This is a genomic window from Agrobacterium sp. (genome assembly GCF_059499945.1).
Genome location: NZ_JCABZP010000010.1, coordinates 471,016 through 497,338, shown reverse-complemented (window position 1 = coordinate 497,338; position 26,323 = coordinate 471,016). Strand labels below are relative to the sequence as shown.

The 26,323-nt window shown below is 59.3% G+C and carries 29 protein-coding genes, 3 tRNA genes and 1 pseudogene; 21 read left to right on the top strand and 12 right to left on the bottom strand.

Annotated features, from left to right (window positions below):
• On the top strand, positions 1-182 hold a 182-nt coding region (locus AC5I5B_RS09050; RefSeq protein ID WP_495752614.1), incomplete at its 5' end, for a hypothetical protein.
• Between the two features lie 94 nt (positions 183-276).
• Complete coding sequence (locus AC5I5B_RS09045) at positions 277-831, top strand: hypothetical protein (RefSeq protein WP_099086102.1); 555 nt, start codon at positions 277-279, stop codon at positions 829-831.
• Here the strand turns inward: AC5I5B_RS09045 and AC5I5B_RS09040 are convergent.
• From AC5I5B_RS09040 to AC5I5B_RS09025, 4 genes are all read right to left on the bottom strand, one after another.
• On the bottom strand, positions 817-999 hold the full coding sequence (locus AC5I5B_RS09040; RefSeq protein ID WP_495752613.1) for a hypothetical protein: 183 nt from the start codon (positions 997-999) through the stop codon (positions 817-819). The two genes, AC5I5B_RS09045 and AC5I5B_RS09040, sit on opposite strands and share 15 nt — an antisense overlap.
• A gap of 1 nt (position 1,000) precedes the next feature.
• Positions 1,001-1,426, bottom strand: coding sequence for a hypothetical protein (locus tag AC5I5B_RS09035; RefSeq protein WP_495752612.1), 426 nt, complete (start codon positions 1,424-1,426; stop codon positions 1,001-1,003).
• A gap of 200 nt (positions 1,427-1,626) precedes the next feature.
• Positions 1,627-1,703: transfer RNA gene (locus tag AC5I5B_RS09030), tRNA-Arg, on the bottom strand.
• A 48-nt stretch (positions 1,704-1,751) separates the two neighbouring features.
• On the bottom strand, positions 1,752-2,057 hold the full coding sequence (locus AC5I5B_RS09025) for an ETC complex I subunit (protein ID WP_003507982.1): 306 nt from the start codon (positions 2,055-2,057) through the stop codon (positions 1,752-1,754).
• Between the two features lie 266 nt (positions 2,058-2,323).
• On the opposite strand from AC5I5B_RS09025, the gene AC5I5B_RS09020 reads away from it, so the two are divergent.
• Positions 2,324-2,400 (top strand) — tRNA-Pro (locus AC5I5B_RS09020).
• A 53-nt stretch (positions 2,401-2,453) separates the two neighbouring features.
• On the opposite strand, the gene AC5I5B_RS09015 is transcribed toward AC5I5B_RS09020, so the two are convergent.
• The gene (locus AC5I5B_RS09015) at positions 2,454-3,596 is read right to left on the bottom strand and encodes a ceramide glucosyltransferase (RefSeq protein WP_060726421.1); all 1,143 of its coding nucleotides are present in this window, start codon (positions 3,594-3,596) and stop codon (positions 2,454-2,456) included.
• A gap of 214 nt (positions 3,597-3,810) precedes the next feature.
• Positions 3,811-4,080 carry a DUF982 domain-containing protein gene (locus AC5I5B_RS09010; protein ID WP_035213169.1) on the bottom strand — a complete coding sequence of 90 codons (270 nt, stop codon included), beginning with the start codon at positions 4,078-4,080 and terminating at the stop codon, positions 3,811-3,813.
• Positions 4,081-4,293: 213 nt separating this feature from the next.
• Here AC5I5B_RS09010 and AC5I5B_RS09005 point away from each other — a divergent pair, with 213 nt between their 5' ends.
• A complete protein-coding gene (locus AC5I5B_RS09005) occupies positions 4,294-4,542 on the top strand; it encodes a BON domain-containing protein (RefSeq protein ID WP_003507987.1) in 249 nt (82 codons plus the stop codon).
• Positions 4,543-4,602: 60 nt separating this feature from the next.
• Here the strand turns inward: AC5I5B_RS09005 and AC5I5B_RS09000 are convergent, their stop codons facing one another.
• Both AC5I5B_RS09000 and AC5I5B_RS08995 read right to left on the bottom strand, forming a co-directional pair.
• Positions 4,603-5,085, bottom strand: coding sequence for a DUF192 domain-containing protein (locus tag AC5I5B_RS09000; protein ID WP_060723180.1), 483 nt, complete (start codon positions 5,083-5,085; stop codon positions 4,603-4,605).
• Positions 5,085-5,663, bottom strand: a complete 579-nt coding sequence (locus AC5I5B_RS08995; RefSeq protein ID WP_111834475.1) for a cold-shock protein — start codon at positions 5,661-5,663, stop codon at positions 5,085-5,087. Before AC5I5B_RS08995 ends, AC5I5B_RS09000 begins: the two co-directional genes overlap by 1 nt.
• A 192-nt stretch (positions 5,664-5,855) precedes the next feature.
• Here AC5I5B_RS08995 and AC5I5B_RS08990 point away from each other — a divergent pair, with 192 nt between their 5' ends.
• Positions 5,856-6,296 (top strand): VOC family protein, encoded by a 441-nt coding sequence (locus AC5I5B_RS08990; RefSeq protein WP_003507992.1) that lies wholly within the window; start codon positions 5,856-5,858, stop codon positions 6,294-6,296.
• 156 nt (positions 6,297-6,452) lie between these two features.
• Positions 6,453-7,715: a YcbK family protein gene (locus AC5I5B_RS08985; protein WP_003507994.1), complete on the top strand. Its 1,263-nt coding sequence runs from the start codon at positions 6,453-6,455 to the stop codon at positions 7,713-7,715.
• 308 nt (positions 7,716-8,023) lie between these two features.
• Here the strand turns inward: AC5I5B_RS08985 and AC5I5B_RS08980 are convergent.
• Positions 8,024-8,099 (bottom strand) — tRNA-Lys (locus AC5I5B_RS08980).
• Between the two features lie 282 nt (positions 8,100-8,381).
• On the opposite strand from AC5I5B_RS08980, the gene AC5I5B_RS08975 reads away from it, so the two are divergent.
• Positions 8,382-9,128 carry a cytochrome c biogenesis CcdA family protein gene (locus AC5I5B_RS08975; RefSeq protein WP_003507996.1) on the top strand — a complete coding sequence of 249 codons (747 nt, stop codon included), beginning with the start codon at positions 8,382-8,384 and terminating at the stop codon, positions 9,126-9,128.
• A 34-nt stretch (positions 9,129-9,162) separates the two neighbouring features.
• Positions 9,163-10,101: an AEC family transporter gene (locus AC5I5B_RS08970; RefSeq protein ID WP_111792495.1), complete on the top strand. Its 939-nt coding sequence runs from the start codon at positions 9,163-9,165 to the stop codon at positions 10,099-10,101.
• Here the strand turns inward: AC5I5B_RS08970 and AC5I5B_RS08965 are convergent.
• Positions 10,085-11,293 (bottom strand): UbiH/UbiF family hydroxylase, encoded by a 1,209-nt coding sequence (locus tag AC5I5B_RS08965; RefSeq protein WP_020809230.1) that lies wholly within the window; start codon positions 11,291-11,293, stop codon positions 10,085-10,087. The genes AC5I5B_RS08970 and AC5I5B_RS08965 overlap by 17 nt on opposite strands.
• Before the next feature lie 209 nt (positions 11,294-11,502).
• Between AC5I5B_RS08965 and pcsA the strand changes: the two genes are divergently transcribed.
• The 12 genes and pseudogenes from pcsA (at position 11,503) to AC5I5B_RS08905 (ending at position 23,404) form a co-directional block, all read left to right on the top strand.
• The gene (gene pcsA, locus AC5I5B_RS08960; protein ID WP_003508003.1) at positions 11,503-12,228 is read left to right on the top strand and encodes a phosphatidylcholine synthase; all 726 of its coding nucleotides are present in this window, start codon (positions 11,503-11,505) and stop codon (positions 12,226-12,228) included.
• A 212-nt stretch (positions 12,229-12,440) separates the two neighbouring features.
• Positions 12,441-14,000 carry an ABC transporter ATP-binding protein gene (locus AC5I5B_RS08955; RefSeq protein WP_003508005.1) on the top strand — a complete coding sequence of 520 codons (1,560 nt, stop codon included), beginning with the start codon at positions 12,441-12,443 and terminating at the stop codon, positions 13,998-14,000.
• Positions 13,990-15,081: an ABC transporter permease gene (locus tag AC5I5B_RS08950; protein WP_111834474.1), complete on the top strand. Its 1,092-nt coding sequence runs from the start codon at positions 13,990-13,992 to the stop codon at positions 15,079-15,081. The genes AC5I5B_RS08955 and AC5I5B_RS08950 overlap by 11 nt, the downstream gene beginning before the upstream one ends.
• Positions 15,081-16,001 (top strand): ABC transporter permease, encoded by a 921-nt coding sequence (locus AC5I5B_RS08945; RefSeq protein WP_162695532.1) that lies wholly within the window; start codon positions 15,081-15,083, stop codon positions 15,999-16,001. The genes AC5I5B_RS08950 and AC5I5B_RS08945 overlap by 1 nt, the downstream gene beginning before the upstream one ends.
• 35 nt (positions 16,002-16,036) lie before the next feature.
• Positions 16,037-17,110, top strand: coding sequence for a BMP family ABC transporter substrate-binding protein (locus AC5I5B_RS08940; protein WP_003508013.1), 1,074 nt, complete (start codon positions 16,037-16,039; stop codon positions 17,108-17,110).
• A gap of 212 nt (positions 17,111-17,322) precedes the next feature.
• Entirely contained in the window at positions 17,323-18,060 is a 738-nt protein-coding gene (locus AC5I5B_RS08935; protein ID WP_111834472.1) for a FadR/GntR family transcriptional regulator, read from the top strand.
• 222 nt (positions 18,061-18,282) lie between these two features.
• On the top strand, positions 18,283-19,644 hold the full coding sequence (gene glmU, locus AC5I5B_RS08930) for a bifunctional UDP-N-acetylglucosamine diphosphorylase/glucosamine-1-phosphate N-acetyltransferase GlmU (protein ID WP_020809234.1): 1,362 nt from the start codon (positions 18,283-18,285) through the stop codon (positions 19,642-19,644).
• A gap of 102 nt (positions 19,645-19,746) precedes the next feature.
• A complete protein-coding gene (gene glmS / locus AC5I5B_RS08925; protein WP_111834471.1) occupies positions 19,747-21,573 on the top strand; it encodes a glutamine--fructose-6-phosphate transaminase (isomerizing) in 1,827 nt (608 codons plus the stop codon).
• The gene (locus tag AC5I5B_RS08920; RefSeq protein ID WP_111834470.1) at positions 21,570-22,073 is read left to right on the top strand and encodes a GNAT family N-acetyltransferase; all 504 of its coding nucleotides are present in this window, start codon (positions 21,570-21,572) and stop codon (positions 22,071-22,073) included. Before glmS ends, AC5I5B_RS08920 begins: the two co-directional genes overlap by 4 nt.
• A gap of 13 nt (positions 22,074-22,086) precedes the next feature.
• A complete protein-coding gene (locus AC5I5B_RS08915; protein WP_003508022.1) occupies positions 22,087-22,755 on the top strand; it encodes a DUF502 domain-containing protein in 669 nt (222 codons plus the stop codon).
• 115 nt (positions 22,756-22,870) lie between these two features.
• Complete coding sequence (locus tag AC5I5B_RS08910; protein ID WP_162695542.1) at positions 22,871-23,119, top strand: CopG family ribbon-helix-helix protein; 249 nt, start codon at positions 22,871-22,873, stop codon at positions 23,117-23,119.
• Positions 23,116-23,404 (top strand): annotated as a pseudogene (locus tag AC5I5B_RS08905) (type II toxin-antitoxin system RelE/ParE family toxin). Before AC5I5B_RS08910 ends, AC5I5B_RS08905 begins: the two are co-directional and overlap by 4 nt.
• Positions 23,405-23,429: 25 nt before the next feature.
• Here AC5I5B_RS08905 and AC5I5B_RS08900 read toward each other — a convergent pair.
• A complete protein-coding gene (locus tag AC5I5B_RS08900; RefSeq protein WP_003508029.1) occupies positions 23,430-23,702 on the bottom strand; it encodes a hypothetical protein in 273 nt (90 codons plus the stop codon).
• A gap of 12 nt (positions 23,703-23,714) precedes the next feature.
• Positions 23,715-25,820: an ATP-dependent DNA helicase RecG gene (recG, locus tag AC5I5B_RS08895; protein ID WP_111834541.1), complete on the bottom strand. Its 2,106-nt coding sequence runs from the start codon at positions 25,818-25,820 to the stop codon at positions 23,715-23,717.
• 188 nt (positions 25,821-26,008) lie between these two features.
• On the opposite strand from recG, the gene AC5I5B_RS08890 reads away from it, so the two are divergent.
• A complete protein-coding gene (locus tag AC5I5B_RS08890) occupies positions 26,009-26,320 on the top strand; it encodes an FAD assembly factor SdhE (RefSeq protein ID WP_003508031.1) in 312 nt (103 codons plus the stop codon).
• Positions 26,321-26,323 lie beyond the last annotated feature (3 nt).

Below are 26,323 nucleotides of genomic sequence, written 5' to 3'. Positions count from 1 at the left end.
ATATCGCCAATACTTTAGGAGATTTGATTATGGATAGACCAACGCTACGGGCGATCGAAGATCACCTGATTGCTGCTCTTCGGTTGGCTGAAAAGGCAGACATCGGACTGGTAATATACTTGATAAATGTGATCCTGATGGACGTACGGGATAGGATATCAGGCAAGATAAAAGAAAACTAACCGGACCATATTCATCGACGCATCGCCCTCGACCTATGGCCGGGGGCTTTTCTTTACTCGCATGCAGGCTGGGATAATGGCAGGAAACCAAGAGATGAGCAGCAACGGCTTCGATCCGATGGCCCAATATGCCCGATTATCCGAGCGGGTAGAGAACCAGGGCAAGGACATTGTCGATCTCCGGTCGAACATGAACACCGGGTTCCAGACGATCAACACCAGCATTTCGCAGTTATCGAATGAGCTTCGGAACTCAAGCAAGACGCAGTGGCCGGTGATCTGGGCTGCCGCCGGCGTTTGCTTTACCGTTCTCGCCACCGGCGGTGCATTCTTCTACAACAGCCTCAGCAAGGGGCAGGATCGGCTTGACCTGATCGTGGCGAAAAATGCCGAGACATCACAGACGGCAATCACCGCTGTTGTCGACAAGATGGTCACGCAGAAGGAAATGGAGTGGCGCACTGCTCGCGGCGCAGAGGACAGAGCCAGAATGGAAACCTCCATTAAAGAGGTCCGCGAAGCGCTTCAGAAGCAGATAGATGAGCAAAAGGCCAACTCCGCATCGGTCTACACGCCCCGTGATATTCTTCTGGATAATCGGGAGAGAATTGACCGGTTGGAGCGTCAACGGCTGTCACCGGGGGGCTGACGTGTCTTTGAACATATCCCAATAAGGATAATGTTCAGCGCACCACCAGTGCGGCTTTTCCACCTTTGACTTGCTGTAGCCAAGGCCGCCCCAAACCTTGCAGCCTGGATGCTCGCAATAGTGCTCCTCGATCACCCCGTCGCCGGCCTTATTGGTCTGGTCGCTCATATCAAGTCTCCTGATCCGATCTCTGCACCACGCGGATCCCATGCCGAATCCTGATAATCCGGTTGGTGGTGCGCTTTAGAACATCATAGGCCGCCAGCGCCACCGAAACATTGTTGGCTCCAGCCAGCCGGTTATACCGGCAACCGTCGTCATCGACCTCTTCCAGCGAATAATTGAACTGGTCGTCAAAGAACGGCGTCTCGTCTGGCAAAGGCAGATTGGCCAGATAATCCTCTGTCCCCACCTCACAGAAGAATCGGCTCTCCGGGCCATAGACCCATGCCGCGGTCTTGCGATCCTCTATCTTCCCTCGCGCCTGATAACACACCTGCCACCGTCCGCCGGCGCAGACCAGCATTTCACCGCTGATGGGCTTTCTCGATATTGGAAGCTGTATTCTGATTCTTGGCGGGTACTTTTCACGCACGGGCTTTCCCTCCGGTGACAGAGTTTCGTTTTCCCTTGATATCTTGATGCGCGCCGCCCAGCGCTGGTGCTGATTATGGGATAGGCGGGGAGGGAGTCAACAAAAAGAGAACGCTATCGGAACTCTCTATTCCCTCACCTCTATTCTGGTGAGGGGTTGATGCAATATTTGATTGGAAAATCAAAGGCTTAAAAAGTGAGTGGCGACCCCTGCAGGACTCGAACCTGCGACCTACTGCTTAGAAGGCAGTTGCTCTATCCAGTTGAGCTAAGGGGCCATCATGCCGGGCAATCGATACTCCGGCAAAAACTTTGATCTTGGTGTTTCAGTGCGTCCAGGGCTGGGTGCGGTTGAAACGGAAATTGTCGGTGTAGGAAACCACCTTGCGGGTCGCTTCCTTCGGCTGGATGACGCGGTATTCGATGCCCTTGCGCTGGGCATAGGCTTCGGCCTGTTCCTGCGTCTCGAATGTCAGCTTGAGTTGCTGCTTCATGTCGGAACTGGAGGTGTAGCCCATGATCGGATCGATCTTGCGCGGAACTTCGGCGTCGAATTCCAGAACCCAGACATTGGTCTTCGCCTTGCCGGATTGCATGGCGGTTTTTGCAGGGCGGTAAATCTTCGCAGACATGTCGAAACTGCTCCGGTTGGACAGTGGGGCACAACACCCCGAATTATTCATCACGTACCTGAATAGAATAACCAAATCGTGTCAGGAACGTTGAATTTGAAATGGACTGACTTCAGGTGAGAGTCAAGACGATTATCCCCTTGCAGCCCGATCGCACTCCGCCGTTTCGGCGTCATGTTTTGCCCATCGGGGCCGCGGTTGAACAAAGATGAATTTCCCTGTTGCGGACTGCGGGTGAACCGTGTATTCCCCAGCCATCGCCTCGGCGGAGTGTAGCGCAGTCTGGTAGCGCATCTGGTTTGGGACCAGAGGGTCGGGAGTTCGAATCTCTCCACTCCGACCATTTTAAAGCAAAACATCAGCTTTCCGGCGTAACCCTATCCTAAAGATGACAATTTATTCTGCTGACGGACCGGCCAGTGTGCTCTCGGCCGTGCCGATCGTCATGACATTGCCACGCCAAGCGACCGCGCTGCCGATCCAGCTGCGGGCCCAGACGAGGGGCATGATCATATCCCTGCTGATCATGGCCGGCAGCGTGTAGAGCGAAACCGGCCAGCGGTTGAGGGCGGCAAGCGCGAGTTCCGGCACGTACATGAGGGCGAGGACGGCAAAGGCGGTTGCGGTAAGGTTCACGTCCATCATCGCAGCGGCGGCGAGCGCGAAGAGAAGCGGGGGAAGCGTGCCGGTCAGGATTTCCGGCGCGAAATATTGCGGGAAGGTCACGCGTCGCAGCCGCGCCCAGCGGGTCTGGCGCGACCAGATTTCACCGGCATGGCGCTGGCCGAGCGGTTGCTCGAACGGGGCGGAGACCAGATGCACCCTGCGGCCGGCGCTTCGCACCAGCTTCGTCGAGGCGGCGTCTTCGGCGATTTCGGCGGCGAGTGCACGAATGCCGCCATTGTCCTCCAGGAACGGCTTGTTCCACAACATCGACTTGCCTTGCGCGAAACCCATGCCGATGGCTTCCGCCGCATATTGCCAGCGGCCCTGCGATCCGTTGAGGAAGGCGCATTCCACATGCGCCCAGAAACCCGCAGGCCGTGAACCGAGCGGCGGCGAGCAGACGAGCCCGCTGTCCTTCCGCCAGGCCGACATCATGGTGGCAATATAGGATTTCGGCATCAACACGTTCGAATCGGCGAGAATCACCCATTCATGCCGGGCGGCGCGCCAGCCCTTCACGCAATTGTTCAGCTTTGGATTGGCGCTGATGCGGTCGTCACCGATGAGCAATTGTGTGGAAACCGAGGGAAAGGCGGCTTCAGCTTTGCGGACTTCCTCGATCACGGGATCGAATTCATCAGCGACGCAGAACAGCAGCTCGTAGTCGGGCCAGTTGAGCTGAAAGGCGCGCGATAGTGTCAGCGGCGTGAAGTTTTCCACGCCGCGCAGCGGCACGACAAGCGAGACAGGCGGTTTTTTCCGGACAAGATCGTTTTCCGCATCTCGTCTTGTCAGTCGCCAGCCGGCCAGAACGATGCCGAGAAGATTGAAGGCGAGGAGCAGGATTGCGCAAAGGGCAAAAACGGTTTCCATGCTGGCCAGTTCCACTCCCAAGCTTTCGGCGGTCCACCCGCCAATCGATTCCATGGAATTCGTCTCTGCCGATTATAACGTTTGCGTGACAGTTACATGTCATGATCGGACAGGCAGGGAGATCGAGCGGCGCATGAGAGGCGTCACGACGGCTGCGCTCAAAAGAAAAGCCCTCCGCATAGAAGGGCCCAATCGTCATGATGGTCGATGAATTTTAGTGGACGTTCAGGATATGGGCATGACTGCTTGCGACGAGAAACGATTCCCGTGCTTTCTCGATGTCGCATCTGCCGGCGATGGCATCGAGGCAGTTCCTGCGCGCTTCCTCATATTCCGGCCCATGTTCCTCGGGCCAGCGGTACATCAGCATATCAAGCGCCACCAGCGGGCTGTAGATTTCCACGGCCGCCGAAAGCGGCAGATGGATCGCCACCGGTTTCATCCACGCGGCGTGGTGACACGGCTCTGTTCTGTGAATCAGCATGTCATTTTCCTCCCTGTTTTACCTGGCTTGAAAGCCTCTCACACTCCCATGCGCGAAATGCCCGCCTCACGAAATGGTTCCCGATCACCTAAAATGTGATCGATCAGGGGGTTCCAATTTTCCAAGATGAATGGAAGATGAACAAATAGATGAACCGGAGATGAACAAAACCACCGCTACGGCGTTGGTATGTTCATAAGAAGGAGAACACATATGTTTAATTTGTCAGGCATTCAGGAAAGCTTCTTCGGAGACCGCATGGCTGGCGTATGCGAGGCGATCACCTCGGCTCTGGCCTTCGAATCAGGGCTCGAAAAGTCGCGCATTTCCGCAAGTGTCGAAAATGATGTGATTTATCTGGAAGGTACGGCCGATTCGGTCGAGGCGATCGATATCGCCATCAATCTTGCCGCTTCCATTTCCAATTGCCGGATTCTGAGCCATATCGAGCCGGTTTACTGAATATTGTGCCAGCCGGGCGAAACCTCGTCCGGCTCATTCAGACGCAATAACGCGGCAATGTCATTTCCGGTTGCCGATTTGCGCGCTGCGGACCATATCGCCGGGCTTGATGCCAGAACGTTTCGCGGCGCCGCCATTCAGCTCAAGCACAAATTTTACGGGTCCGCGGGAGCTGATGATCGCTTCCGAATGCGGAACGGCGTTTTCGTGAATATGGGTGATTCGGCCATCGCTGCCGATGAACAGCATATCGAGCGGAATGAGGGTGTTGCGCATCCACATGGCGACAGCGCGCGCCTCACCGAAATCGAACAACATGCCGTTTTCAGACGGCATGGATTTACGGAACATCAGACCCTGCGCGCGCTGGGCATCGTCCAGCGCCAGTTCGGCAACGAAGTCGTGCGTTTTCCCGGAAGCGGTTTCAATGGTGAGCGGCTCTGACGTGAAGGCCTGGCGTTCCTGAGTCTGCGCGGCACCGGCCAGCGTGAAAAAAAGAAGCGCCATAACGGCGCTTTTCACCATATGGCGCAGGGCGGACATCAATGCGACATCCCGATGGCAAGCGGGTTGTCGGGATGGATTTCCGCCGCCATCAGGCCCTTGTCGCCATCGCCGAAGCGCACCAGAACCACCTGACCGGGACGAAGCTCCGTCAGGCCGAAACGGCGCAGCGTTTCCATATGCACGAAAATATCTTCCGTTCCTTCGCCACGCGTCAGGAAGCCGAAACCCTTGGTGCGGTTGAACCACTTGACGATGGCGCGCTCAAGCCCGCTCGACGGCGTCACCTGCACATGGGTGCGCACCGGGGGCAGCTGCGAGGGGTGAACGGCGGTCGACTGATCCATGGAGAGAATGCGGAAAGCCTGGAAACCGCGATCGCGCCGCTGGATGAGGGCGACGATGCGCGTGCCTTCGAGGATAGTCTGGTAACCGTCGCGGCGCAGGCAGGAGACGTGCAGCAGCACATCCTGCGTGCCGTTGTCAGGCACGATGAAGCCGAAACCCTTGGCGACATCGAACCACTTCACGACGCCGGTAATCTCGGTCAGGTCCACGGCATCGCCCGAAAGGTCCTCGACATCGACTATCGTTTTCGATGACATCCTATCAGCCATATCCTGCCAACCCCTCGATTACGCGCCATACACCGGTCAACTGATTCCTGTGCGCCAGATTAACATCTTGGTAACGGTTTCACGCAAGCCCTAGTTTTTGATTTACGCAGCTGCTTTTATGTCGCCGTCCTTGTCCGGGGCTTGCCATCACGCGTTTAACGGCTTCGGACCCGTGTAATGGAGAGGAATAAAATGCGGTATCTGCACACGATGGTTCGCGTCAAAGACCTTGGCGAATCACTTAAATTCTATGTCGACCTGCTCGGTCTTACGGAAATACGCCGAATCGAGAACGAAAAAGGCCGCTTCACTCTGGTGTTTCTTGCGGCGCGCGACGACATTGCTGCGGCGAAGGAAAACAAGGCGCCGTGCCTGGAGCTCACCTATAACTGGGACACCGAGGATTATACCGGCGGCCGCAATTTCGGCCATCTGGCATACGAGGTCGACAATATCTACGATTTCTGCGCCCGGCTGCAGCAGAACGGCATCGTCATCAACCGGCCGCCGCGCGACGGACATATGGCCTTCGTGCGTTCGCCTGACGGTATTTCCTTCGAAATTCTGCAGAAGGGCGAAAGCCTCGCACCAGCCGAACCGTGGATATCTATGCAGAATACCGGTTCCTGGTAGGGATTTTCCGGTGAGTAGCGGCGTTTTCGGGTGCTCTTGCCTTGTCCTGAGGGGATGAGGCATAGTCCGCGAATCGAAACGGCCAGTCCCGTTTTGGGGAAGCACACGATTCCGTTCCCGTGCTGCTGTTGGAAATGCAAGATACGGAGGCCAGCCATGAAAACTGTCGAAAGCGCGAAAAGACGCCTTGTCCGTCCGCGTCTTGTCGTCGCGGTTTCGCTGCTTGGGCTTTCCGGCTGTGTTTCAGCGGTGACCGACGACGAGATGGCCGCCGCTACCAAGAAGCCGGAAATTGCCGCACAACAGAAGCCGCAAACCGCCGCTTCCGCCGCCGCCGGCGCGCAACCGGGACACTATGTGGATCCCGCCGTGGCATCGGCGGCCGGCGCGGCTGCGCCTGCCCAGACGCCGGGCGGCCCGGCGCAGGCTTATGGCGCCGCCGCCGATATTGGCGGATTGACGACGCAGCCCACGGCGATTTCCGCCGGGACGACAAGCATTTATTCCACTGTGGCGCCCGCCGGTGCTGCAGGTGCACCCGGCACGGCCGCCGCCACGGGCGCCCCCTCTCACAAAATCATTCCCGCGGTCAGCAGCGTCTATTCGGCGCCCATGCAGGCGGCGCAACCGCAGCCTCAGCCGGTATCAGCGCCGGTTCAGGTCCCGCCAGCCGGACAGGTGCCGGCGGAACAGCATAGCGAAAACCGTCAGCCGGTTCCTGTGCCCGCGCCGCAGTCCGCCTCGGAACAGCTCGCGGCTGTCGCGGCGCAGCCGGCCGTGGACGCTGCCAAAATGGTGGGCGAGGCGCAGGGAGGTGACGGTAAGGGCGTGACGCTTGCGGCATTTTTCGCCGGCGCGGCCAAGAAGCGCCTGCCCAAGATGATTGAAAGCGGCACGGCGGACAATACGCAGGTCGCATCATTGCCCGGAGCCGCGGACGGGACGATGGGCATTGCGCTTTCCGGCCGCTCTGTCATGTCCGACGAGTTTGACGATGCCCATCTCGATGAAGAGGATGACCAGCCGACAGGCCTGATGAAACTCGCCTCGCTCTCCGGCCTGAGCCGCGTCGCCCCGAACGGGCTTTTCCTGCAGACGGATCGCGTCGAAGTTGGCTGCTTCAAGCCGGAACTGGTGCGGATGATCAAGGATGTGGAGCGCCACTATAACAGCCCGGCGATCGTCACCTCGGGCTATCGTCCTCCAAAGGGCATAAGGCAGGGCTCCAAACACTATACCTGCGATGCCGCCGACATCCAGATCAAGGGCGTCTCCAAATGGGAGCTTGCGACCTATCTGCGTTCCCTGCCGGAGCGCGGCGGTGTGGGCACCTATTGCCACACCGAATCGGTCCATATGGACACGGGTGAGCCAAGAGACTGGAACTGGCGCTGCCGCCGTACCGCTGCGCGCAAGTGATCTCTGGCCGGGTTTGTAGGAATATCAAACCCGATGCTTTCCGAGCCTGAATTTATGCCTGAAGACTGTTCCAAACGTTTTAGAGACGGTCCGGTCGTCCTGGGGAGTTGGTGTTTGAGCCGATAGCCCTGATTGTTGCTACGCGGTGTGGGGCCGGTTGCCTGATTGATGCGCGCAGTGGGTATTCTGAAACCAGGCTTGCAATGGATACAGTCTAAGACTGCAAACGCATCTTTTCCGCTCACATCACAGTCCTGTCACTCGTGGTGATAACTCTTTGCAGAATATCAGAAAATGTAGATTTGAGGTGGTGAGAGCGCAGGGATTCGAACCCTGGACCTACTGATTAAAAGTCAGTTGCTCTACCGGCTGAGCTACGCTCTCCCGTGTCGGGGCTTGGTTGCCCTTCGGAAGTGCGCGGAACATATGTAGAGCGATCCGTTCGGTCAACCCAAAAAAAGCGCTTTCTACAATCAATCCGGTTTTTTTTGTCGCACCCCCGAAAAGGTGATTGGAGAGAGGGGGCGGCTGGGGATAAAACCGGCTGCAGACATGTCGGCCAGACGGGTGAAATCCTTTTGCAGCAATGACATGCATGAAAATGAAGCGTGAGGCGGCGGCGAATCCCAGGAATCGCGGCGGCTTTGCGGGATGCGGAGTTCTTTCTTGTCGATTGCCGATATTTCCCTGTTCAGCGCGCTTCTGGCCGGCGCTCTTTCCTTTCTGTCGCCCTGCGTCCTGCCGCTGGTGCCGCCTTATCTCTGTTATATGGCGGGCGTTTCGGTCGAGCAGTTCAGGACGGAAGATACAGCACCCCGACCGGAGATTCGCAGGGCCGTGCTGTTTTCGGCCTTTTTCTTCACGCTTGGTTTCGCCACTGTTTTCGTGGCGCTTGGAGCAGGGGCCTCGACGATCGGTACGCTCCTTCGTCAGAATCTGGATATTCTCGCCAAGATCGGCGGTTTCATCATCATCCTTATGGGCCTGAATTTCCTCGGTGTCTTCCGCATCGGCCTGTTTTCGCGCGAGGCGCGGTTTCAGGGGGCGGGCAAGCCGGCCACGCTTTCAGGGGCCTATGTGATGGGCCTCGCCTTCGCTTTCGGCTGGACGCCCTGTATCGGTCCGGTGCTGGGCGCGATCCTGGGTGTCGCTGCCGCGCGTGATACGGTTGGTGATGGTGCGGCGCTGCTTGCGGTCTATTCGCTCGGCCTTGCCGTGCCGTTCTGGATCGCGGCTGCGTTCTCCGGTTCCTTCATGCGTTTCCTCGTCCGCTTTCGCCGCCATCTCGGCCTCGTGGAAAAGCTGCTGGGCGTATTGCTGGTGCTGACCGGTCTCGCTTTCATGTCCGGTTTTATCACCAATGTGGCGATCTGGTTCCAGGAGACCTTTCCGATCCTCATGAAAATCGGTTAAGCCTCCCGCCGGAGTTGCTTGCGGGGGAAACATAGTGACGGATATCGTCGGATTGCTTTTGCCGTTTTTCGGCCTGATCTTCATCGGTTATGGTGCGGCGCGCATAACGAAACAGCCGGTCGAGGCGATGGGCTGGCTGAACACCTTCATCATCTATGCGGCGCTGCCGGCGCTGTTTTTCAAGCTGGTGTCGAAAACGCCGGTTGAAGAGCTGGCGCGCATGGATTTCGTCGCTGCCAGCCTTGCCTGCACCTATGGCATTTTCTTGGCTGTGTTCCTGATCGGCCGGTTCGTGCGGAAAAACAGTCTTGCCGAAACCACTATCCAGAGTTTTGCGGCCAGCTACGGCAATATCGGCTATATGGGGCCGGGCCTTGCGCTTCTGGCGCTCGGCGAAAAGGCGGCAGTGCCGGTGGCGCTGATCGTCTGCCTTGAAAACGCCGCCCATTTCATCGTCGCCCCGGCGATGATGGCGGTGGCGGGCGGCGACAAACGCTCTCCGGCAAGGCTTGCGCTGGATGTGGCGCGCAAGGTCATCACCCATCCCTTCATCGTATCCGTCATCGCCGGTTTTCTGGCCGCATCGCTGTCATGGCAGCCGCCGGAGGCGGTGCAGCGGCTGGTGGATTATCTGGCGCAATCGGCAGCACCCTGCGCGCTGTTTGCCATGGGTGTGACGCTGGCGCTTCGGCCAATGAAACGGGTGCCGGTGGAAATCAGCTATATCGTGCCGGCAAAACTGATCCTGCATCCGCTCGCCGTCTGGCTCGTGCTCTCGTCGCTCGGGCGATTTGAGCCGGTGTGGATCTATTCGGCCGTGCTGCTGGCAGCGCTGCCGACCGCGACGAACGTCTTCGTCATCGGCCAGCAATATCACGTCTGGCAGGAGAGGGCGTCTGCGACGATCCTGATTTCGACGGTGCTGTCGGTCTTCACGCTGACCGGCGTGGTGTATTTCATCCAGCCTTTTTGAAGCTGCCGAATAAAAGCGAGGGCAGGGCCTTCAGCCCGCGTCCCGGCTCGATGCCTTCGCGCATGACCATGCTTCGGAGCGTGCCGATTCCCGAGAGGACGTGCAGGCCCGCCGCGCGCGCCATCTGCACCGGCAGCAGGTCGGAAAGCAGCGAACGGTTGAGGAGATCGACGCTGAGCGTGCGGCTATAGACATCCGCACGCCGCCTGCGGTCGAAGCTGCTGCCGGCATCGGCCGCAATCGGGCGGTCGGAGACCGCGCCCAGCAGTTCCGTCAGCGCGATGATGTCGCGCAGGCTGAGGTTCAGCCCCTGCGCGCCGATGGGTGGAAAACCATGAGCAGCCTCGCCGATCAGGGCCACGCGGCCCTTGCCGAAGCGGTGTGCCGTCATGGAAGAGAGCGGCCAGGCCTGCACGCTGTCCTCTACTGTTACCGCGCCCAGCATGGACTGCATGCGCTCCTCGATCCGGAGGCTGAGTGTTTCCAGCGGCAGCGCCGTCAATTCCTCCGCCTGTTGCGGGGTAACGACCCAGACGAGGCTGGATCGGTTCCCGGGCAGGGGAACCTGGGTGAAAGGACCGGTTGGCGTGTGGAATTCCGTCGAGACATTGCCATGCGACCGGCTATGGCCGAAGTTCAAAACAATGGCCGTCTGCGGATAGGACCAGGATTTGACGCCGATGCCGGCTGCATCCCGCACCATCGACTTCCTGCCATCAGCGCCGATGAGGAAATCGGCCGAGAGTGTTTCGCCGTCTGCAAGTGTCACCGATACGCGGTCGTTGCCGATGTCGATCGTCTCGGCCGTGGCGTCGAGGCGGGTAATATTGTGTTCCTGCTCAACCGCTTCGCTGAGAACGCCAAGCAGCGCCTCGTTGGGAATGTTCCAGCCGAAGGCATCGAGCCCGATTTCGGAGGAGCGGAACTGCACGGTTGGCGCGCGTAGAAGCCGGTCGGTGCCGTCAATGATCTGCATGGTGGAAAGGCGTGCGGCTGATGGCGCGATGCGTGACCAGAGGCCGAGACGGTCCATGAAGCGGATGGACTGGTCCATCAGCGCCGTGGTGCGCTGGTCCTTCCTTTCGCTTGAAGGTGCGATGAGCGCCACGTGGCGGCCCGCCCGCGCCAGCGCGATGGCCGCGATCTGGCCCGCAAGTCCCGCACCTGTTATGGCGATATCGAAGTGTCTCATGGTCCTGATCCGTTGTTATTTCCAAAGCATCATAATGGCTTTGCGCGGGTAAATCCACTTCGGCTCCGGAACATCCGGTTGCGAAGATTCGTTGGTTGCCCTGTTATATTAGTCTTAGGATAAGCGGATTGAGCCGGTTGCAAAGCGTGGTGAATGGCCGCATACCGGAATAAGCAGGGCGGATGAAAAACGGGGCGCAGACGCTGACCATGAAAATTTTCAACTACAAGCGTGTTCCCTACGCGGAAATCCGCGCCTTTTCCGTTCATATGCTCACGGCTTCCGGTTCGTTTCTGGCCTTTCTCGGCGTCGTTGCCGCGGCTGAACACCGTTTCGTCGACATGTTCTGGTGGCTGGGGCTTGCGCTTCTGGTCGATGGTATCGACGGACCCATCGCCCGTAAGGTGCGGGTGAAGGAAGTTCTGCCCAACTGGTCCGGCGATACGCTCGACAATATCATCGACTACGTCACCTATGTGCTCTTGCCCGCCTTTGCGCTTTACCAGAGCGGCATGATCGGCGAGCCGCTGTCCTTCGTGGCGGCCGGCATGATCGTGGTGTCCAGCGCCATCTATTATGCCGATATGGGCATGAAGACGGACGAATATTTCTTCTCCGGCTTTCCGGTGGTGTGGAACATGGTGGTGTTCACCCTGTTCGTCATGGATGCCAGCGCAACGACGGCCATGATCGTCGTTACCGTCTCGGTGTTCCTGACATTCCTGCCGATCAATTTCCTGCATCCGGTGCGGGTGAAGCGGTTGCGGCCGCTCAATCTGGCTGTCGTGTTCATCTGGTGCGCGCTTGGCGGTTATGCGCTGCTGACGCACTTTGAAACCCCGAGCTGGGCCGTGATCGGCTTCGTGGTCAGTGGCATCTATCTTTATTGCATCGGTGGAATATTGCAGTTTTTCCCCTCGCTCGGTGCGAAATAAGAAAAAGGTAAAGCCGTTTATTGCTTGTGCAAATCGCATTTAAGCAGCTTCTTTTTCAGTTGTGCGCAGCAGCAAAACCGTTATCAATAAGTCTTGATTGGATGAAATTGCATACGCATTGGCGTCCGATTGGGAACAATGACCGCGATCGTTAGAAACGCCTCGAAGAAGGCATGGATGGTCGGTGAGAGAGGGAACTCGTGACTGGAACTTTGGCGCCGGAGGCCGTGCCTCTCCTGTCCGTTCGCAAGCTGACCAAGCTGTTCGGCAATTTCGCTGCCTGCAACGGCATCGATCTCGATATTGCGCCGGGCGAAATTCATGCGCTTCTGGGTGAAAACGGTGCGGGCAAATCCACGCTCGTCAAGATGCTGTTCGGTGTTCTCGCACCAACCGAGGGTGATATTATCTGGCAGGGCCAGCCGGTTTCCGTGGGCTCGCCAAGCGAGGCCCGCCAACTCGGCATCGGCATGGTCTTCCAGCATTTTTCCCTGTTCGAGGCGCTGACGGTCGCTGAAAACATCGCCCTGTCGCTCGACCCTAAAATTTCATTGAAGGAAATCGCCAGGGAAGCGGAAACGCTGTCGCGGGCCTATGGCCTGCCGCTCGATCCCTATGCGCATGTGGCCGATCTTTCGGTTGGTGAGCGCCAGCGGATCGAGATCGTCCGCGCCTTGCTGCAGAACCCGCGCCTCATCATTCTCGACGAGCCGACCTCGGTGCTGACGCCGCAGGAGGCTGACAAGCTGTTCGAAACGCTGGAGAAGCTGAAGGCCGAAGGCCGTTCGGTGCTTTATATCAGCCACCGTCTGGAAGAGGTGCAGCGCATCTGCGACCGCGCCACTGTTCTGCGTCACGGCAAGGTGACCGGCGCCTGCGATCCGCGCAAGGAAACGCCTGCGTCGCTGGCGCGCATGATGGTCGGCAGCGATGTCGCAAGCGTTTCGCGGCCGACGGGCGAGGCGCTCGGCCAACCGCAGATCGAGGTCATGGGGCTTTCCGTTGCGCCACGCACGCCCTTTGCCGTGGCGTTGAAATCGATTTCCATGCAGGTGCGCGCCGGGGAAGTGCTGGCGATTGCCGGCGTGGCCGGCAACGGGCAGGGCGAGTTGTTCGATGCGCTTTCGGGCGAATATCCGGTCTATAACAACGATGCCATCCATCTGCGCGGCAAGCCCGTCGGTCGCATCGGTATCAATGGTCGTCGTCTGATGGGCGCGGGTTTTGTGCCGGAAGAACGCCACGGCCACGCCGCCGTTCCCGGCATGAGCCTTTCCGACAACCTGCTGCTGGCGCGGGCGCGCTCCGACCGCAAGGCGTTTCTGACCGGCGGTTTCCTGCGCATCGTCAGGGGCTCGGCGATCAAGGCTGCGGCACGGCGCATTTCGGAAACAATGGATGTGCGCAAAAGCGGGGCCGATCCGCTGGCCGGATCGCTTTCCGGCGGCAACCTGCAGAAATTCATCGTCGGGCGCGAGCTTGATCGTCAGCCGACCGTGCTTGTCGTCAACCAGCCGACCTGGGGTGTGGATGCCGGTGCCGCAAGCCGCATTCGTCAGGCGCTTGTCGATCTTGCCAAGGCGGGCTCGGCCGTCATCGTCATCAGCCAGGATCTCGATGAAATCTTCGAGGTTGCCACCAATATCGCGGTCATTTCCGACGGCAAGCTTTCCGAGGCCTATCCGGTGGAAGACATGACGCTTGAAAAGATCGGCCTTTTGATGGGCGGCATTAACGCGTCACATTCGGGAGCCGCCCAGCATGCGCATTGAGCTTGAAAAACGGGCAGGGGTCTCGAAGCTTTTCACCCTTATTTCGCCGCTTCTGGCGCTTGTGCTGACGCTGCTCGTCGGCGCCGTCATGTTCGCCATGCTCGGCAAAAATCCGGCTCATGCGCTTTACGCCTTTTTCGTTGAACCGCTGCTGGAAGTCTGGTCGCTGCACGAGCTTGCGATCAAGGCCGCACCGCTGATCCTGATCGGCGTTGGCCTGTCGATCTGTTATCGCTCCAATAACTGGAACATCGGCGCGGAGGGGCAATTCACCATCGGCGCGATCACCGGTTCCATACTGCCGGTTCTTTATCCCGACTGGCATTCGCCGCTCATCCTGCCGCTGATGATGGTGATGGGCGCCATCGGCGGCGCGCTTTATGCCGGTATTCCGGCGGTGTTGAAGACCAAGTTCAACACCAACGAAATCCTCGTCAGCCTGATGCTGGTCTATGTCGCGCAGCTTTTTCTCGACTGGCTGACGCGCGGCATCTGGCGCGATCCGGGCGGCTACAACTTCCCGCAGACCAAGCCCTTCAACGAAAGCGCCGTCTTGCCGGAAATGCTGGCCTCGGGCCGTGCGCATTGGGGTTTCGTTTTCGCCATCGTCGCGGCAATCGCGCTGTGGTTCATGATGCGCTACATGCTGAAAGGCTTCGAGGTCACCGTGCTTGGGCAATCGGCGCGGGCCGGGCGTTTTGCCGGTTTCTCGTCAAGCCGCATGGTGTGGTTTTCGCTGTTGCTGTCAGGTGCACTGGCAGGGCTTGCGGGCATATCTGAGGCCTCCGGCTCCATCGGCCATCTACAGCCCAGCATTTCGCCGGGCTATGGTTTCACCGCCATCATCGTCGCCTTTCTCGGCCGTCTCAATCCGCTTGGCATCATTCTGTCAGGGCTGGTGCTGGCGCTGACCTATCTCGGCGGCGAGGCGGCGCAGCTTTCGATTGGTGTGTCGGACAAGGTGACGCGTGTGTTTCAGGGGCTGATGCTGTTCTTCGTGCTGTCCTGCGATACGCTGATCTTCTATCGCATCAGGGTCGTCTTCACCGGCAAGGCGCATAACAGCCAAGGAGCGGCATGATGGATATGCTTCAGGCCATTCTCCTCACCGTCATTACTGCCGCCACACCGCTGGTCATCGCCGCCTCCGGCGAGCTGGTGACGGAGCGTTCCGGCGTCCTCAATCTCGGCGTAGAGGGCATGATGATCATGGGCGCGGTCTGCGCTTTTGCCACTGCACATATGACCGGTTCTCCCTATCTCGGCATTCTGGCCGGCATCGCCTCTGGCGCGGTTTTCTCGCTGCTGTTCGGCTTCCTGACACTGACGCTGGTGACCAACCAGGTAGCGACAGGCCTTGCGCTTACCATTCTCGGCCTCGGCGTTTCCGGCATGCTGGGCGAAAGTTTCGTCGGCCTGCCGGGCGTCAAGCTGCAGCCCATCGTCTTTCCGTTGCTGTCGGATATTCCCTTTATCGGCCCCTCGCTGTTCCGGCAGGATCTGATCTTCTACATGTCCATCGCGCTGGTTTTCGGCACTGGCTGGTTTCTGTTCAAAAGCCGCGCGGGCCTGAAAATCCGCGCCATCGGCGACAGTCACGCTTCCGCCCATGCGCTTGGCATCAACGTCATCCGCACGCGTTATCTGGCTGTGATGTTCGGCGGTGCCTGCGCCGGTCTTGCCGGTGCGCAGCTGTCGCTCGTCTATACGCCGCAATGGGTGGAAAACATGTCGGCCGGGCGCGGCTGGATTGCGCTGGCGCTCGTCGTTTTCGCGTCATGGCGTCCATGGCGGGTTCTGGCGGGCGGTTATCTGTTCGGCGCCGTCTCCATCGGGCAATTGCATGCGCAGGCATTCGGCATCGGGGTGCCGTCGCAACTGCTTTCGGCGCTACCTTACCTTGCAACTATTGTCGTGCTGGTCATCATCTCGCATAATCGCCGCACGACCTTGATCAATACACCGGCATCGCTGGGCAAATCCTTCGTGCCGGACAGGTGAAGCATTCTCACGTCTCCAAACCAACAGGGGTAAAAATGAAAAAACTGGTCATCGCACTTGCCGCTTCCATCGCGGCGCTTGGAGGCGTTGTTTCCTCCGCTGAAGCCGCCGACGCCAAGAAGGTCTGCTTCATCTATGTCGGCAGCCGCACCGATGGCGGCTGGACGCAGGCGCATGAAATCGGCCGCGAAGAGCTGCAGAAGCACTTCGGCGACAAGATCGAAACGCCGTTCCTCGAAAGCGTTCCGGAAGGCCCGGATGCCGAACGCGCCATCGAGCGCATGGCACGTTCCGGCTGCGAACTGGTGTTCACCACCTCCTTCGGCTTTATGGATGCGACCGTGAAGGTTGCCCAGAAGTTCCCCAAGGTGAAGTTCGAGCACGCCACCGGCTTCAAGACCGCTGAAAACGTCGCGACCTACAATTCGCGTTTTTATGAAGGCCGTTACATTCAGGGCCAGATCGCCGCGAAGATGTCGAAGAAGGGTGTTGCCGGCTACATCGCGTCCTTCCCGATCCCGGAAGTGGTGATGGGCATCGATGCCTTCGTTCTCGGCGCGCAGTCCGTCAATCCCGAGTTCAAGGTCAAGGTCGTCTGGGCCAATACCTGGTTCGACCCCGGCAAGGAAGCCGATGCCGCCAAGGCGCTGATCGACCAGGGCGTCGATATCCTGACGCAGCACACCGACACGACAGCGCCGATGCAGGTTGCAGCGGAACGCGGCATCAAGGCCTTCGGTCAGGCTTCGGACATGATCAAGGCCGGTCCGGAGACGCAGCTGACCGCGATCAAGGACACTTGGGGCGCATATTACATCAAGCGCACGCAGGCTCTTCTGGACGGCACCTGGAAGTCCGAATCCATCTGGGACGGCCTGAAGGACGGCATCCTGACCATGGCGCCCTACACCAACATGCCTGATGACGTGAAGAAGATGGCCGAGGAAACCGAAGCCAAGATCAAGTCGGGCGAGTTGCATCCTTTCACCGGTCCGGTGAAGAAGCAGGACGGTTCGGAATGGCTGAAGGCTGGCGAGAAGGCTGAAGACAAGGTTCTGCTCGGCCTCAACTTTTACGTTGCCGGCGTGGACGACAAGCTGCCGCAATAATGCGGATCATCTATCCTTATTGAGGCAAGGCCGCACATGTGTCATGTGCGGCCTTGCTTATTTTCATGCGTTTTACTGCATGGATGAAGTTTACCTTTGCTTTTCACGCGACTTGATGTTTTTCACTATAATCTGACTTGAGATACACACGTCTGGCGCGATTTTTTCGAGATCGCCAGCCGAACGGAAGGATATTGCACTTGCAGCGCGGAATGCTCGATGCGGCGATCGGTTTTCGAAAGCTGCGGACAAATCATGCACAGGTCGTTCACAAGCTCGGTCTCGATATCGTCTCCGGCACCTTCAAGACGGGTGACATCCTTCCCGGTGATGCCGAGCTGATGGAGCGTCTGAAAGTGTCGCGCACAGTGCTGCGCGAAGCGATGAAGACGCTCACCGCCAAGGGCATGATTTCACCCAAGGCGCGTATCGGCACCCGGGTGACGGAGCGCGAGAGCTGGAACATGTTCGACAGCGAAGTGCTGCTCTGGCATTTCGAGGCTGGTGTCAGCGATGAGTTTTTGCTGCATCTTTATGATATCCGCCAGGCTTTCGAACCCTATGGCGCGGGCCTTGCCGCCGTCAGGGCAAAGGACACCGATATCACCAAGCTCGCCGCCTATGCCAACGAGATGGGCAACACGGCCTATTCCAAGGAAAAGCGTGCTCTTGCGGATATGAACTTCCATGTGCTCATCACCGAAATGTCGGGCAACCCGTTCATGCGCACCGTCGGTTCGCTGATAAAGGCGGCTCTGGTGGGCATTTTCCGGATGAGCAACCCGGACACCGATCCCAATGAGATTTCCGATGTCTCCGCCTCCCACCTGAGGCTCGTCGAGGCGTTTCGCCTGCGCGATGAGGCCGCGGCGCGCCGTGAAATGGAAAGGCTGATTGAAAACGGCCGCCAGCAGGTGCTGGAATTCACTGCCCGCAATACCCCGCGATAACTCAAACTGCGGGAGCGGGATGCGACCCTCTCCCAATCACGTTTGATGAAAATCGGTGCGGAAATTTGGTGCAGATTTGCATGGTTTCTTAAGTGGGCCGCCGTTATAGCAATTCCGGAATGAAATTACCGATGCGCCCGTTCGTTTGCCGGACGGCGTGAAGTCAAACATATGCCGCCGTCCTGGCCGCCATGCGGCCGGTGACAGGGTGTTGGAGGTCTTATGGAGCGCAGCTCTCTAGCCATTATTCTCGCAGCGGGCGACAGCACGCGCATGAAATCGTCGAAGTCCAAGGTGCTGCATCCGGTCGCCGGGCGTCCGATGATCGCGCATGTGGTGGAGGCGGTGGCTGGATCTGGCGTCGGCACGGTGGCGCTGGTGGTCGGGCGCGATGCCGACAATGTCACCGCGGCCGCAAGCATGAAGGGCATTCAGGTCGAAGCTTTCCTGCAGACGGAACGCAAGGGCACCGGCCACGCGGTTCTTGCCGCACGCGCCGCCCTCGAACGCGGTTTCGATGATCTCATCATTGCCTATGGCGATGTGCCACTTATCACCTCCGCAACGCTCGACCGGGCGCGTGAGGCGATTGCCGCCGGCGCCGATGTCGCTGTCATCGGTTTCCATACCGATCGCCCGACCGGTTACGGCCGGCTTCTGGTCGAGAATGGCGAACTTGTCGCGATCCGCGAGGAAAAAGACGCCACCGATGCGGAGCGCAAGGTCACCTGGTGCAATAGCGGCCTGATGGCCATCAACGGCCGCAATGCGCTCGATCTGCTCGACCGGATCGGCAACAGCAATGTGAAGGGCGAATATTATCTGACTGACGTCGTCGAGATCGCCCGCTCTCTCGGACGCCGCGCCGTCGCCATCGACGCGCCGGAAGCCGAGCTGGTCGGCTGCAACAACCGTGCCGAACTCGCCTTTATCGAGAAGCTCTGGCAGGAGCGTCGCCGCCACGAATTGATGGTGGACGGCGTTTCGATGATTGCCCCCGAAACCGTCTTCCTCTCCTTCGACACCAAGATCGGTCAGGACGTTCTGATCGAGCCGAATGTCGTCATCGGTCCCGGCGTCACGATCGAGCCGGGCGCCGTCATCCACGCCTTCTCGCATCTGGAAGGGGCCCATGTCGCGGAAGGTGCGGCCGTTGGTCCCTATGCGCGGTTGCGTCCGGGCGCAAACCTGCACGCCAATGCCAAGGTGGGTAATTTCTGCGAGGTCAAGAAGGCCGAGATCGGTGAGGGCGCTAAGGTCAACCATCTGACCTATATCGGTGACGCCTTTATCGGTGCAGGCAGCAATATCGGCGCGGGCACCATCACCTGCAATTACGATGGCTACAACAAGGCCGAAACGCGCATTGGTGCGAACAGTTTCATTGGTTCGAACTCGTCGCTGGTCGCTCCTGTCACCATTGGAGAGGGGGCCTATATCGCCTCCGGCAGCGTGATTACCGATGACGTGCCTGATGATGCGCTGGCTTTTGGACGCGCACGTCAGGAAGTGAAACCGGGCCGGGCAACCGTCGTGCGCGAGCGGGCAAAAGCGCTGAAGGAAGCGAAGAAAAAGTCCTCTTGAAAGACGTTACCAAGCGATACCGAAAGTGACCGGCGGCGTAATTGCCGATTTCAGGGAAACGATTAGTAGTTGCGGCGAAGAGATCGCCGTCTGGAGAAATATATGTGCGGAATTGTCGGAATTGTGGGAACCCAGCCCGTTGCTGAACGGCTTGTCGATGCGCTGAAGCGTCTCGAATATCGCGGTTACGATTCGGCGGGTGTCGCCACCATCGACAATGGCGCGATGGACCGCCGCCGTGCGGAAGGCAAGCTGTTCAATCTGGAGAAAAGGCTCTCTGAAGAGCCGCTGCCTGGTGTCGTTGGCATCGCGCACACCCGCTGGGCGACCCACGGCGTTCCGAACGAAACCAACGCCCACCCGCATTTCGTCGATGGCGTTGCCGTCGTCCATAACGGCATCATTGAAAACTTCTCCGAATTGCGCGACGAACTGAGCGCCGAGGGTGCAACCTTCACCACCCAGACCGACACCGAAGTGGTGGCGCAGCTTCTGGCGAAATATACCCGGGAGGGTCTCGGCCATCGCGAGGCGATGCTGAAGATGCTGAACCGCGTGACAGGCGCCTATGCGCTGGTGGTGATGTTCAAGGATGATCCCGGCACGCTGCTTTCGGCGCGCTCCGGCCCGCCGCTTGCCGTCGGTTACGGTAGGGGCGAAATGTTCCTCGGCTCCGACGCCATCGCGCTGTCGCCCTTCACCAACGAAATCACCTATCTGGTGGATGGCGATTGTGCCATCTTGACCCGCCAGGGTGCTGAGATCATCGATTTCTCGGGCAAGCCGGTGAAGCGCGAGCGTCAGATCTCGCAGGCGACGGCCTTCGTGGTCGACAAGGGCAACCATCGCCACTTCATGGAAAAGGAAATCTACGAGCAGCCGGAAGTCATTTCCCACGCGCTCAGCCATTACGTGGATTTCGCCTCCAAGACCGTGAAGCAGGCCGACACGGCCATCGACTTCGCCAAGCTTTCCGGCCTTGCGATTTCCGCCTGCGGCACGGCCTATCTGTCCGGCCTGATCGGCAAATACTGGTTCGAACGTTACGCGCGTCTGCCGGTGGAAATCGATGTCGCCTCGGAATTCCGCTATCGCGAAATCCCGCTTGTTCCCACGCAGGCCGCGCTGTTCATTTCGCAATCGGGGGAAACTGCCGATACGCTGGCGGCCTTGCGTTATTGCCAGCAGGAGGGCCTGAAGATCGGCGCGGTGGTCAATACGCGTGAATCGACCATGGCGCGTGAATCCGATGCGATCTTCCCGATCCTCGCCGGTCCGGAAATCGGCGTGGCCTCCACCAAGGCCTTCACCTGCCAGCTTGCCGTGCTCGCTTCGCTTGCCGTTGCCGCCGGAAAAGCGCGAGGCACCATCACGCCTCAGCAGGAAACCGAGCTGGTTCGCCATCTTACCGAGATGCCGCGCATCATGAGCAAGGTTCTCAACAGCATCCAGCCGCAGATCGAATCGCTGTCACGCGATCTGTCGCGTTTCAAGGACGTGCTTTATCTCGGCCGCGGCACCAGCTTCCCGCTGGCGCTGGAAGGCGCGCTGAAGCTCAAGGAAATCTCCTATATCCACGCCGAAGGTTATGCCGCCGGCGAGCTGAAGCATGGGCCGATCGCGCTGATCGACGAAAATATGCCCGTCATCGTCATCGCGCCGCATGACCGCTTCTTCGAAAAGACCGTTTCGAACATGCAGGAAGTCGCTGCACGCGGCGGCCGCATCATTTTCATCACCGACGAGAAGGGGGCCGCCGCCTCCAAGCTCGACACGATGGCGACGATCACGTTGCCCAATGTCGACGAGCTTATTGCTCCGATGGTTTTCTCGCTGCCGATCCAGCTGCTGGCCTATCACACCGCCGTCTTCATGGGCACGGATGTGGACCAGCCGCGCAATCTGGCGAAATCGGTAACGGTGGAATGATTGTCCGACCGGAACAGCAGGGCGACGAGGAAGCGATTGCTCGCGTTACGGAAGATGCCTTCCGTAACGCCGAGCACAGCAGCGGGACAGAACAGCTGATCGTCGCGCGGCTGCGGAATGCCGGCGCACTGACGGTTTCACTGGTGGCGGAAGACAGCGAAGGCGTCATCGGCCATGTCGGCTTCTCGCCGGTGACGCTGTCGGGCGGCGAGACCGGTTGGTTCTGCCTCGCGCCGCTCTCCGTGACACCGGAAAGGCAGGGAGAAGGTGTCGGTTCGCGGCTGGCGCGTGAAGGGCTTGCCGCACTGGAGCGGCTGAGCGCTGCCGGCTGCGTCGTTGTCGGTGATCCCGCCTATTACGGCCGCTTCGGTTTTCGCCATGTTGAAGGGGTGGGTGCGGAAGGGATTCCTGACGAATATTTCACAGTTCTTCGCTTGCATGGTGGAACTCCATCCGGCATTGTCGGTTTTCATCCGGGTTTCGATGGCGACAACGCTTAATTCCGAACGGTAAATGACCGATATTCCAGTCAAAATTTCATTCGCAGCCCGCCTGCGCAACAGTTTCCTCACGGGCGTTCTGATCCTCGCGCCCGTCACCATCACCATGTGGCTGGTGTGGAGTTTCCTGCAATGGGCGGATAGCTGGGTGAAGCCCTATATTCCGGCCCGTTACGATCCCGAGCAATATTTCGATGTGGCAATCCCCGGTTTCGGCCTGCTGATCGCCGTCATCGGCATCACGCTCATCGGCTTTCTCGGTAATAACCTCATCGGCAAATGGATTTTCGGCGTCGGCGAATCCATCCTTAATCGCATGCCGCTGGTGCGGCCGATCTACAAAAGCATCAAACAGCTGTTCGAATCCGTCCTGAAAGAGCATTCGAACTCCTTCAAGAAGGTCGGCCTGATCGAGTTTCCATCATCAGGCACCTGGGCCATGGTTTTCGTCGCCTCCGAGGCCAAGGGCGAACTTGCTCACCGTTTCAACGAAATGGGCCAGCAGATGGTCGCCGTCTTCCTGCCGCCCACACCGGTGCCGACGGCAGGTTTTCTGCTCTTCGTGCCCAAAAACAAGATCGTGATGCTGGACATGACACCGGAGGATGCGGCGAAACTGCTGATTTCCGGCGGTCTGGTGGCGCCCGATTTCACGCCGCCCAAGATGATCGCGCCGGTTTGAAGGCATTCGCGAGGCGCTAGATTCCTCCCTCCATTCTCACGGAGGGAAGAAAAACCATGCGGTTGACGAACCAATGTGGTTCACCAATAATCACTGTGAACCAAGAAGGGTTGCGATCATGACTGCATTCACGGTGCGTCTGCCTGATGAGGTTGCCGACAAACTCGACCAATTGGCAGAAAAACTAGATCGGTCGCGATCCTATATGGCGGCGCGGGCGATTGAGGACTTTGTTGCACGCGAGGAGTGGCAGCTTGCCGAGATCGAGGCGGGTGTAGCGGAAGCCGATCGCGGCGAGTTCGGGACGCCTGAGGACCTCGCAAACATTGTCGGGAAATATGTGAAATCCACCCGGCCGTCATGAGTGACCGGAGAATTCTCTGGACCTTACGGGCGCTGCGACGGCTCGATGAAATTGGTGCGCATATCGAAAAGGACAACCCGGCTGCAGCAGCCCGTGTGATTTCCCGCATTGTTTCGGCGGCCGACATTGGTGCAGCAGCCGGCAATGGGACGGGTCGGGCGTATCAAGGGAACACGGGAAGCTGTGCTTTCCGACATTTCCTATATCATCGCCTATCGTGTCGGCCAGGATATCGAAATCCTGACGATCATCCATACCTCGCAGCGATGGCCTTCGGCGCTCTAAGCAAATAATCTTTCAGATCAGTCGGTCAATCCTCGTCATCCAGATCATCCACTTCCGTCCCCGCATTGGTCGCGTGGAAAACGGGAACGAAAAGCCGCATATAGACCAGGCGCACGCTCCAGCCTGCCTCCAGCGCCTCGCTCCAGGCCTTCTTGCGGCCGGGCTTCTTGAACGCCTTGCCGATCGCCTTTTTCTCACTCTTCGCAAATGTCTCGGGTTGCAGGATATTCTGCGGCGAGCACAGCGCATAACCCTTGCGGAAGGCGGGTGGTGGGCGGCGGGGGTCGATCATGTTCATGACAGGTCACTTTCAGCCGGCGTGCAGGAAGCGGATCGCTTCGTCCCGGCGGTGCAGGTAGAGCAAGGTGCGCAGCGCATTGCCGCGCGGGGCCGTCAGTTCGGGGTCGCGCTCGATGACGTAGGCCGCGTCCTTGCGGGCGATTTCCAGAAGGTCGGCGTGGGCTTCCAGGCTGGCGATGCGGAATCCCGGCGTGCCGGACTGGCGGGTGCCGAGCAACTCGCCTTCGCCGCGCAGCTTCAAATCCTCTTCCGCGATCAGGAAGCCATCCTCGCTGTCACGCAGGATGGAAAGCCGGGCGCGGCCGTTTTCGCTGAGCGGGCCTTTGTAGAGCAGGATGCAGGTGGAGGCCTCGTCACCGCGCCCCACGCGTCCGCGCAGCTGGTGAAGCTGGGCAAGGCCGAAACGTTCGGCATGTTCGATGACCATGATCGTCGCGTCAGGCACGTCGACGCCAACTTCCACCACGGTCGTCGCTACCAGAAGCCGGGTTTCGCCGCTCTTGAAGGCGAGCATGGCGGCGTCCTTCTCCGGGCCGCTCATGCGGCCATGGATGAGGCCGATATTGGCGCCCAGCATCTGCGAGAGAACTGCGTGCCGCTCCTCCGCCGACATAAGGTCGGATTCTTCCGTTTCTTCCACCAGCGGGCAGATCCAGTAGGCCTTCTTGCCATCCTTCAGCGCGGAACGCAGCCGCTCGACAATGTCGCCGATCCGTTCGGTGGGGATCGTCACCGTCTGGACAGGCTTGCGGCCGGCCGGCTTTTCGGTGAGCTTCGAAACATCCATGTCGCCGAAGGCGGCCAGAACCAGCGTGCGCGGAATGGGCGTGGCAGTCATGACCAGCATATGCGGGGTGATGCCCTTGGCGGTGAGGCGCAGGCGTTGATGAACGCCGAAACGGTGCTGTTCGTCCACCACGGCCAGCACGAGGTTCTTGTAACTCACGCTGTCCTGAAACAACGCATGGGTGCCGATGACGATCTGTGCCTCACCTGATGCGACGCGCTCCTCGATCTCGCGCCGCTCCTTGCCCTTGGTGCGGCCGGTCAGCACTTCGACGGTAATGCCCGCGGCCTGAGCGAGCTTGGAAATGGTGGCGTAGTGCTGCCGGGCGAGGATTTCGGTCGGGGCCATCAGCACCGCCTGTCCGCCGGCCTCCACGGCCGTTGCCATCGCCATCAGCGCCACCAGCGTCTTACCTGCGCCGACATCGCCCTGCAGCAGGCGAAGCATGCGGTCTTCGCCGGCCATGTCAGTCAGAATATCCTTCACCGCAGCGCTCTGGCTCGGTGTCAGCGAGAAGGGCAGTTGCGACAGGATTTTTGCGGCGACATCACCCTTGGCGCGGATCGGCTGGCCCGCCACTTTGCGCAGCCGCTGACGCACCAATGCGAGTGACAGCTGCCCGGCGAGGAATTCGTCATAGGCAAGCCGCCTGCGCGCTGGAGCCTGCGGCTCGATATCGGCGCTGTCACGCGGGTCGTGCAACTCACGGAAGCTCGAAGCGACATCGCCGAAGCCTTGCCGGGTCTTCAGCGTTTCATCGATCCACTCCGGAAAGACCGGCAGCTTCGATAGCCCGCCTTCGATCGCCCGCCGCAGCACCTTGGGGGACAGTCCGGCGGTCATGGGATAAACGGCTTCCACAAGTGGCAGGTTTTCGGCCTCGGAAAGTTTCACCATGAAATCCGGATGCACCATGGAGGCGCGGCCATTGAACCAGTCCACCTTGCCGCTGACGAGAACCTCCTCATCGACGGGCAGCGCCTTGGACAGCCAGTCGCCCTTGGCGCGGAAGAAGGTCAGCGCCAGTTCGCCGGTCTCGTCATGCAGGAAGACGCGATAGGGCGCGGAGCGGTTTCCCGGCGGTGGCGGCTGGTGGCGGTCCACTCGTCCCTGAATGGTGACAATGGCGCCGGGTGCGGCAAGCGCGATGCCGGGGCGGTTGCGGCGGTCGATGACGTTGGACGGCGCGTGGAACAGGAGATCGATCACGCGGGTGTCGTCGGCGTTTTCCCGGCTCAAGAGCTTGGCCAGAAGATCGGCAAGCTTCGGCCCCACACCGGCAAGGGTGGAGACGGAAGCAAACAGCGGATCGAGAATGGCCGGGCGCATGGTCAGCAAAATCGGGGAAGGGCACGGCTTATGCAAGACTTCGCTGGTCACAAAGGCGGGTTATCACCGGCAGTTTTTAGCGGCCGTGGCATTATTTCGATAAAAACCGGTTCCCAAGCGTTCGCCTCCTGTTCTATAGGAGGTCGCAGTCAACATCCTGTTGAATAGCCAACCGAAAGGTGAATGCGATGACTGGACTGGTGCGCACGAGTGCCGACCTCGATCCGAGACGCCGGCGGATTCTTTACCGCTGCTGGCACCGGGGCATTCGCGAGATGGATCTGGTGCTCGGGCAATTTGCGGAAGACAATATTGCCGGGCTTTCCGATGATCAGCTCGATGAGCTTGAGATCATCATGGCGGAAGAGGATAACGACCTCGTCAAGATGGTGACCGGCGCGCTTGCCATACCGGAAAAATTCCAGACACCGCTGTTTGAAAAGATCGCCTCCTACCGTCCCGATTTTGATCTCGTCACCGCCGAAACCCTGAAGGCCTGAAAC

Coding starts and splice junctions, on each gene's coding strand:
- AC5I5B_RS09045 (WP_099086102.1), top strand. CDS start 277: ATGAGCAGCAACGGCTTCGATCCGATGGCCCAATATGCCCGATTATCC.
- AC5I5B_RS09040 (WP_495752613.1), bottom strand. CDS start 999: ATGAGCGACCAGACCAATAAGGCCGGCGACGGGGTGATCGAGGAGCAC.
- AC5I5B_RS09025 (WP_003507982.1), bottom strand. CDS start 2,057: ATGTCTGCGAAGATTTACCGCCCTGCAAAAACCGCCATGCAATCCGGC.
- AC5I5B_RS09015 (WP_060726421.1), bottom strand. CDS start 3,596: ATGGAAACCGTTTTTGCCCTTTGCGCAATCCTGCTCCTCGCCTTCAAT.
- AC5I5B_RS09010 (WP_035213169.1), bottom strand. CDS start 4,080: ATGCTGATTCACAGAACAGAGCCGTGTCACCACGCCGCGTGGATGAAA.
- AC5I5B_RS09005 (WP_003507987.1), top strand. CDS start 4,294: ATGTTTAATTTGTCAGGCATTCAGGAAAGCTTCTTCGGAGACCGCATG.
- AC5I5B_RS09000 (WP_060723180.1), bottom strand. CDS start 5,085: ATGTCCGCCCTGCGCCATATGGTGAAAAGCGCCGTTATGGCGCTTCTT.
- AC5I5B_RS08995 (WP_111834475.1), bottom strand. CDS start 5,663: ATGGCTGATAGGATGTCATCGAAAACGATAGTCGATGTCGAGGACCTT.
- AC5I5B_RS08990 (WP_003507992.1), top strand. CDS start 5,856: ATGCGGTATCTGCACACGATGGTTCGCGTCAAAGACCTTGGCGAATCA.
- AC5I5B_RS08985 (WP_003507994.1), top strand. CDS start 6,453: ATGAAAACTGTCGAAAGCGCGAAAAGACGCCTTGTCCGTCCGCGTCTT.
- AC5I5B_RS08965 (WP_020809230.1), bottom strand. CDS start 11,293: ATGAGACACTTCGATATCGCCATAACAGGTGCGGGACTTGCGGGCCAG.
- pcsA (WP_003508003.1), top strand. CDS start 11,503: ATGAAAATTTTCAACTACAAGCGTGTTCCCTACGCGGAAATCCGCGCC.
- AC5I5B_RS08950 (WP_111834474.1), top strand. CDS start 13,990: ATGCGCATTGAGCTTGAAAAACGGGCAGGGGTCTCGAAGCTTTTCACC.
- AC5I5B_RS08945 (WP_162695532.1), top strand. CDS start 15,081: ATGGATATGCTTCAGGCCATTCTCCTCACCGTCATTACTGCCGCCACA.
- AC5I5B_RS08940 (WP_003508013.1), top strand. CDS start 16,037: ATGAAAAAACTGGTCATCGCACTTGCCGCTTCCATCGCGGCGCTTGGA.
- AC5I5B_RS08935 (WP_111834472.1), top strand. CDS start 17,323: ATGCTCGATGCGGCGATCGGTTTTCGAAAGCTGCGGACAAATCATGCA.
- glmU (WP_020809234.1), top strand. CDS start 18,283: ATGGAGCGCAGCTCTCTAGCCATTATTCTCGCAGCGGGCGACAGCACG.
- glmS (WP_111834471.1), top strand. CDS start 19,747: ATGTGCGGAATTGTCGGAATTGTGGGAACCCAGCCCGTTGCTGAACGG.
- AC5I5B_RS08920 (WP_111834470.1), top strand. CDS start 21,570: ATGATTGTCCGACCGGAACAGCAGGGCGACGAGGAAGCGATTGCTCGC.
- AC5I5B_RS08915 (WP_003508022.1), top strand. CDS start 22,087: ATGACCGATATTCCAGTCAAAATTTCATTCGCAGCCCGCCTGCGCAAC.
- AC5I5B_RS08900 (WP_003508029.1), bottom strand. CDS start 23,702: ATGAACATGATCGACCCCCGCCGCCCACCACCCGCCTTCCGCAAGGGT.
- recG (WP_111834541.1), bottom strand. CDS start 25,820: ATGCGCCCGGCCATTCTCGATCCGCTGTTTGCTTCCGTCTCCACCCTT.
- AC5I5B_RS08890 (WP_003508031.1), top strand. CDS start 26,009: ATGACTGGACTGGTGCGCACGAGTGCCGACCTCGATCCGAGACGCCGG.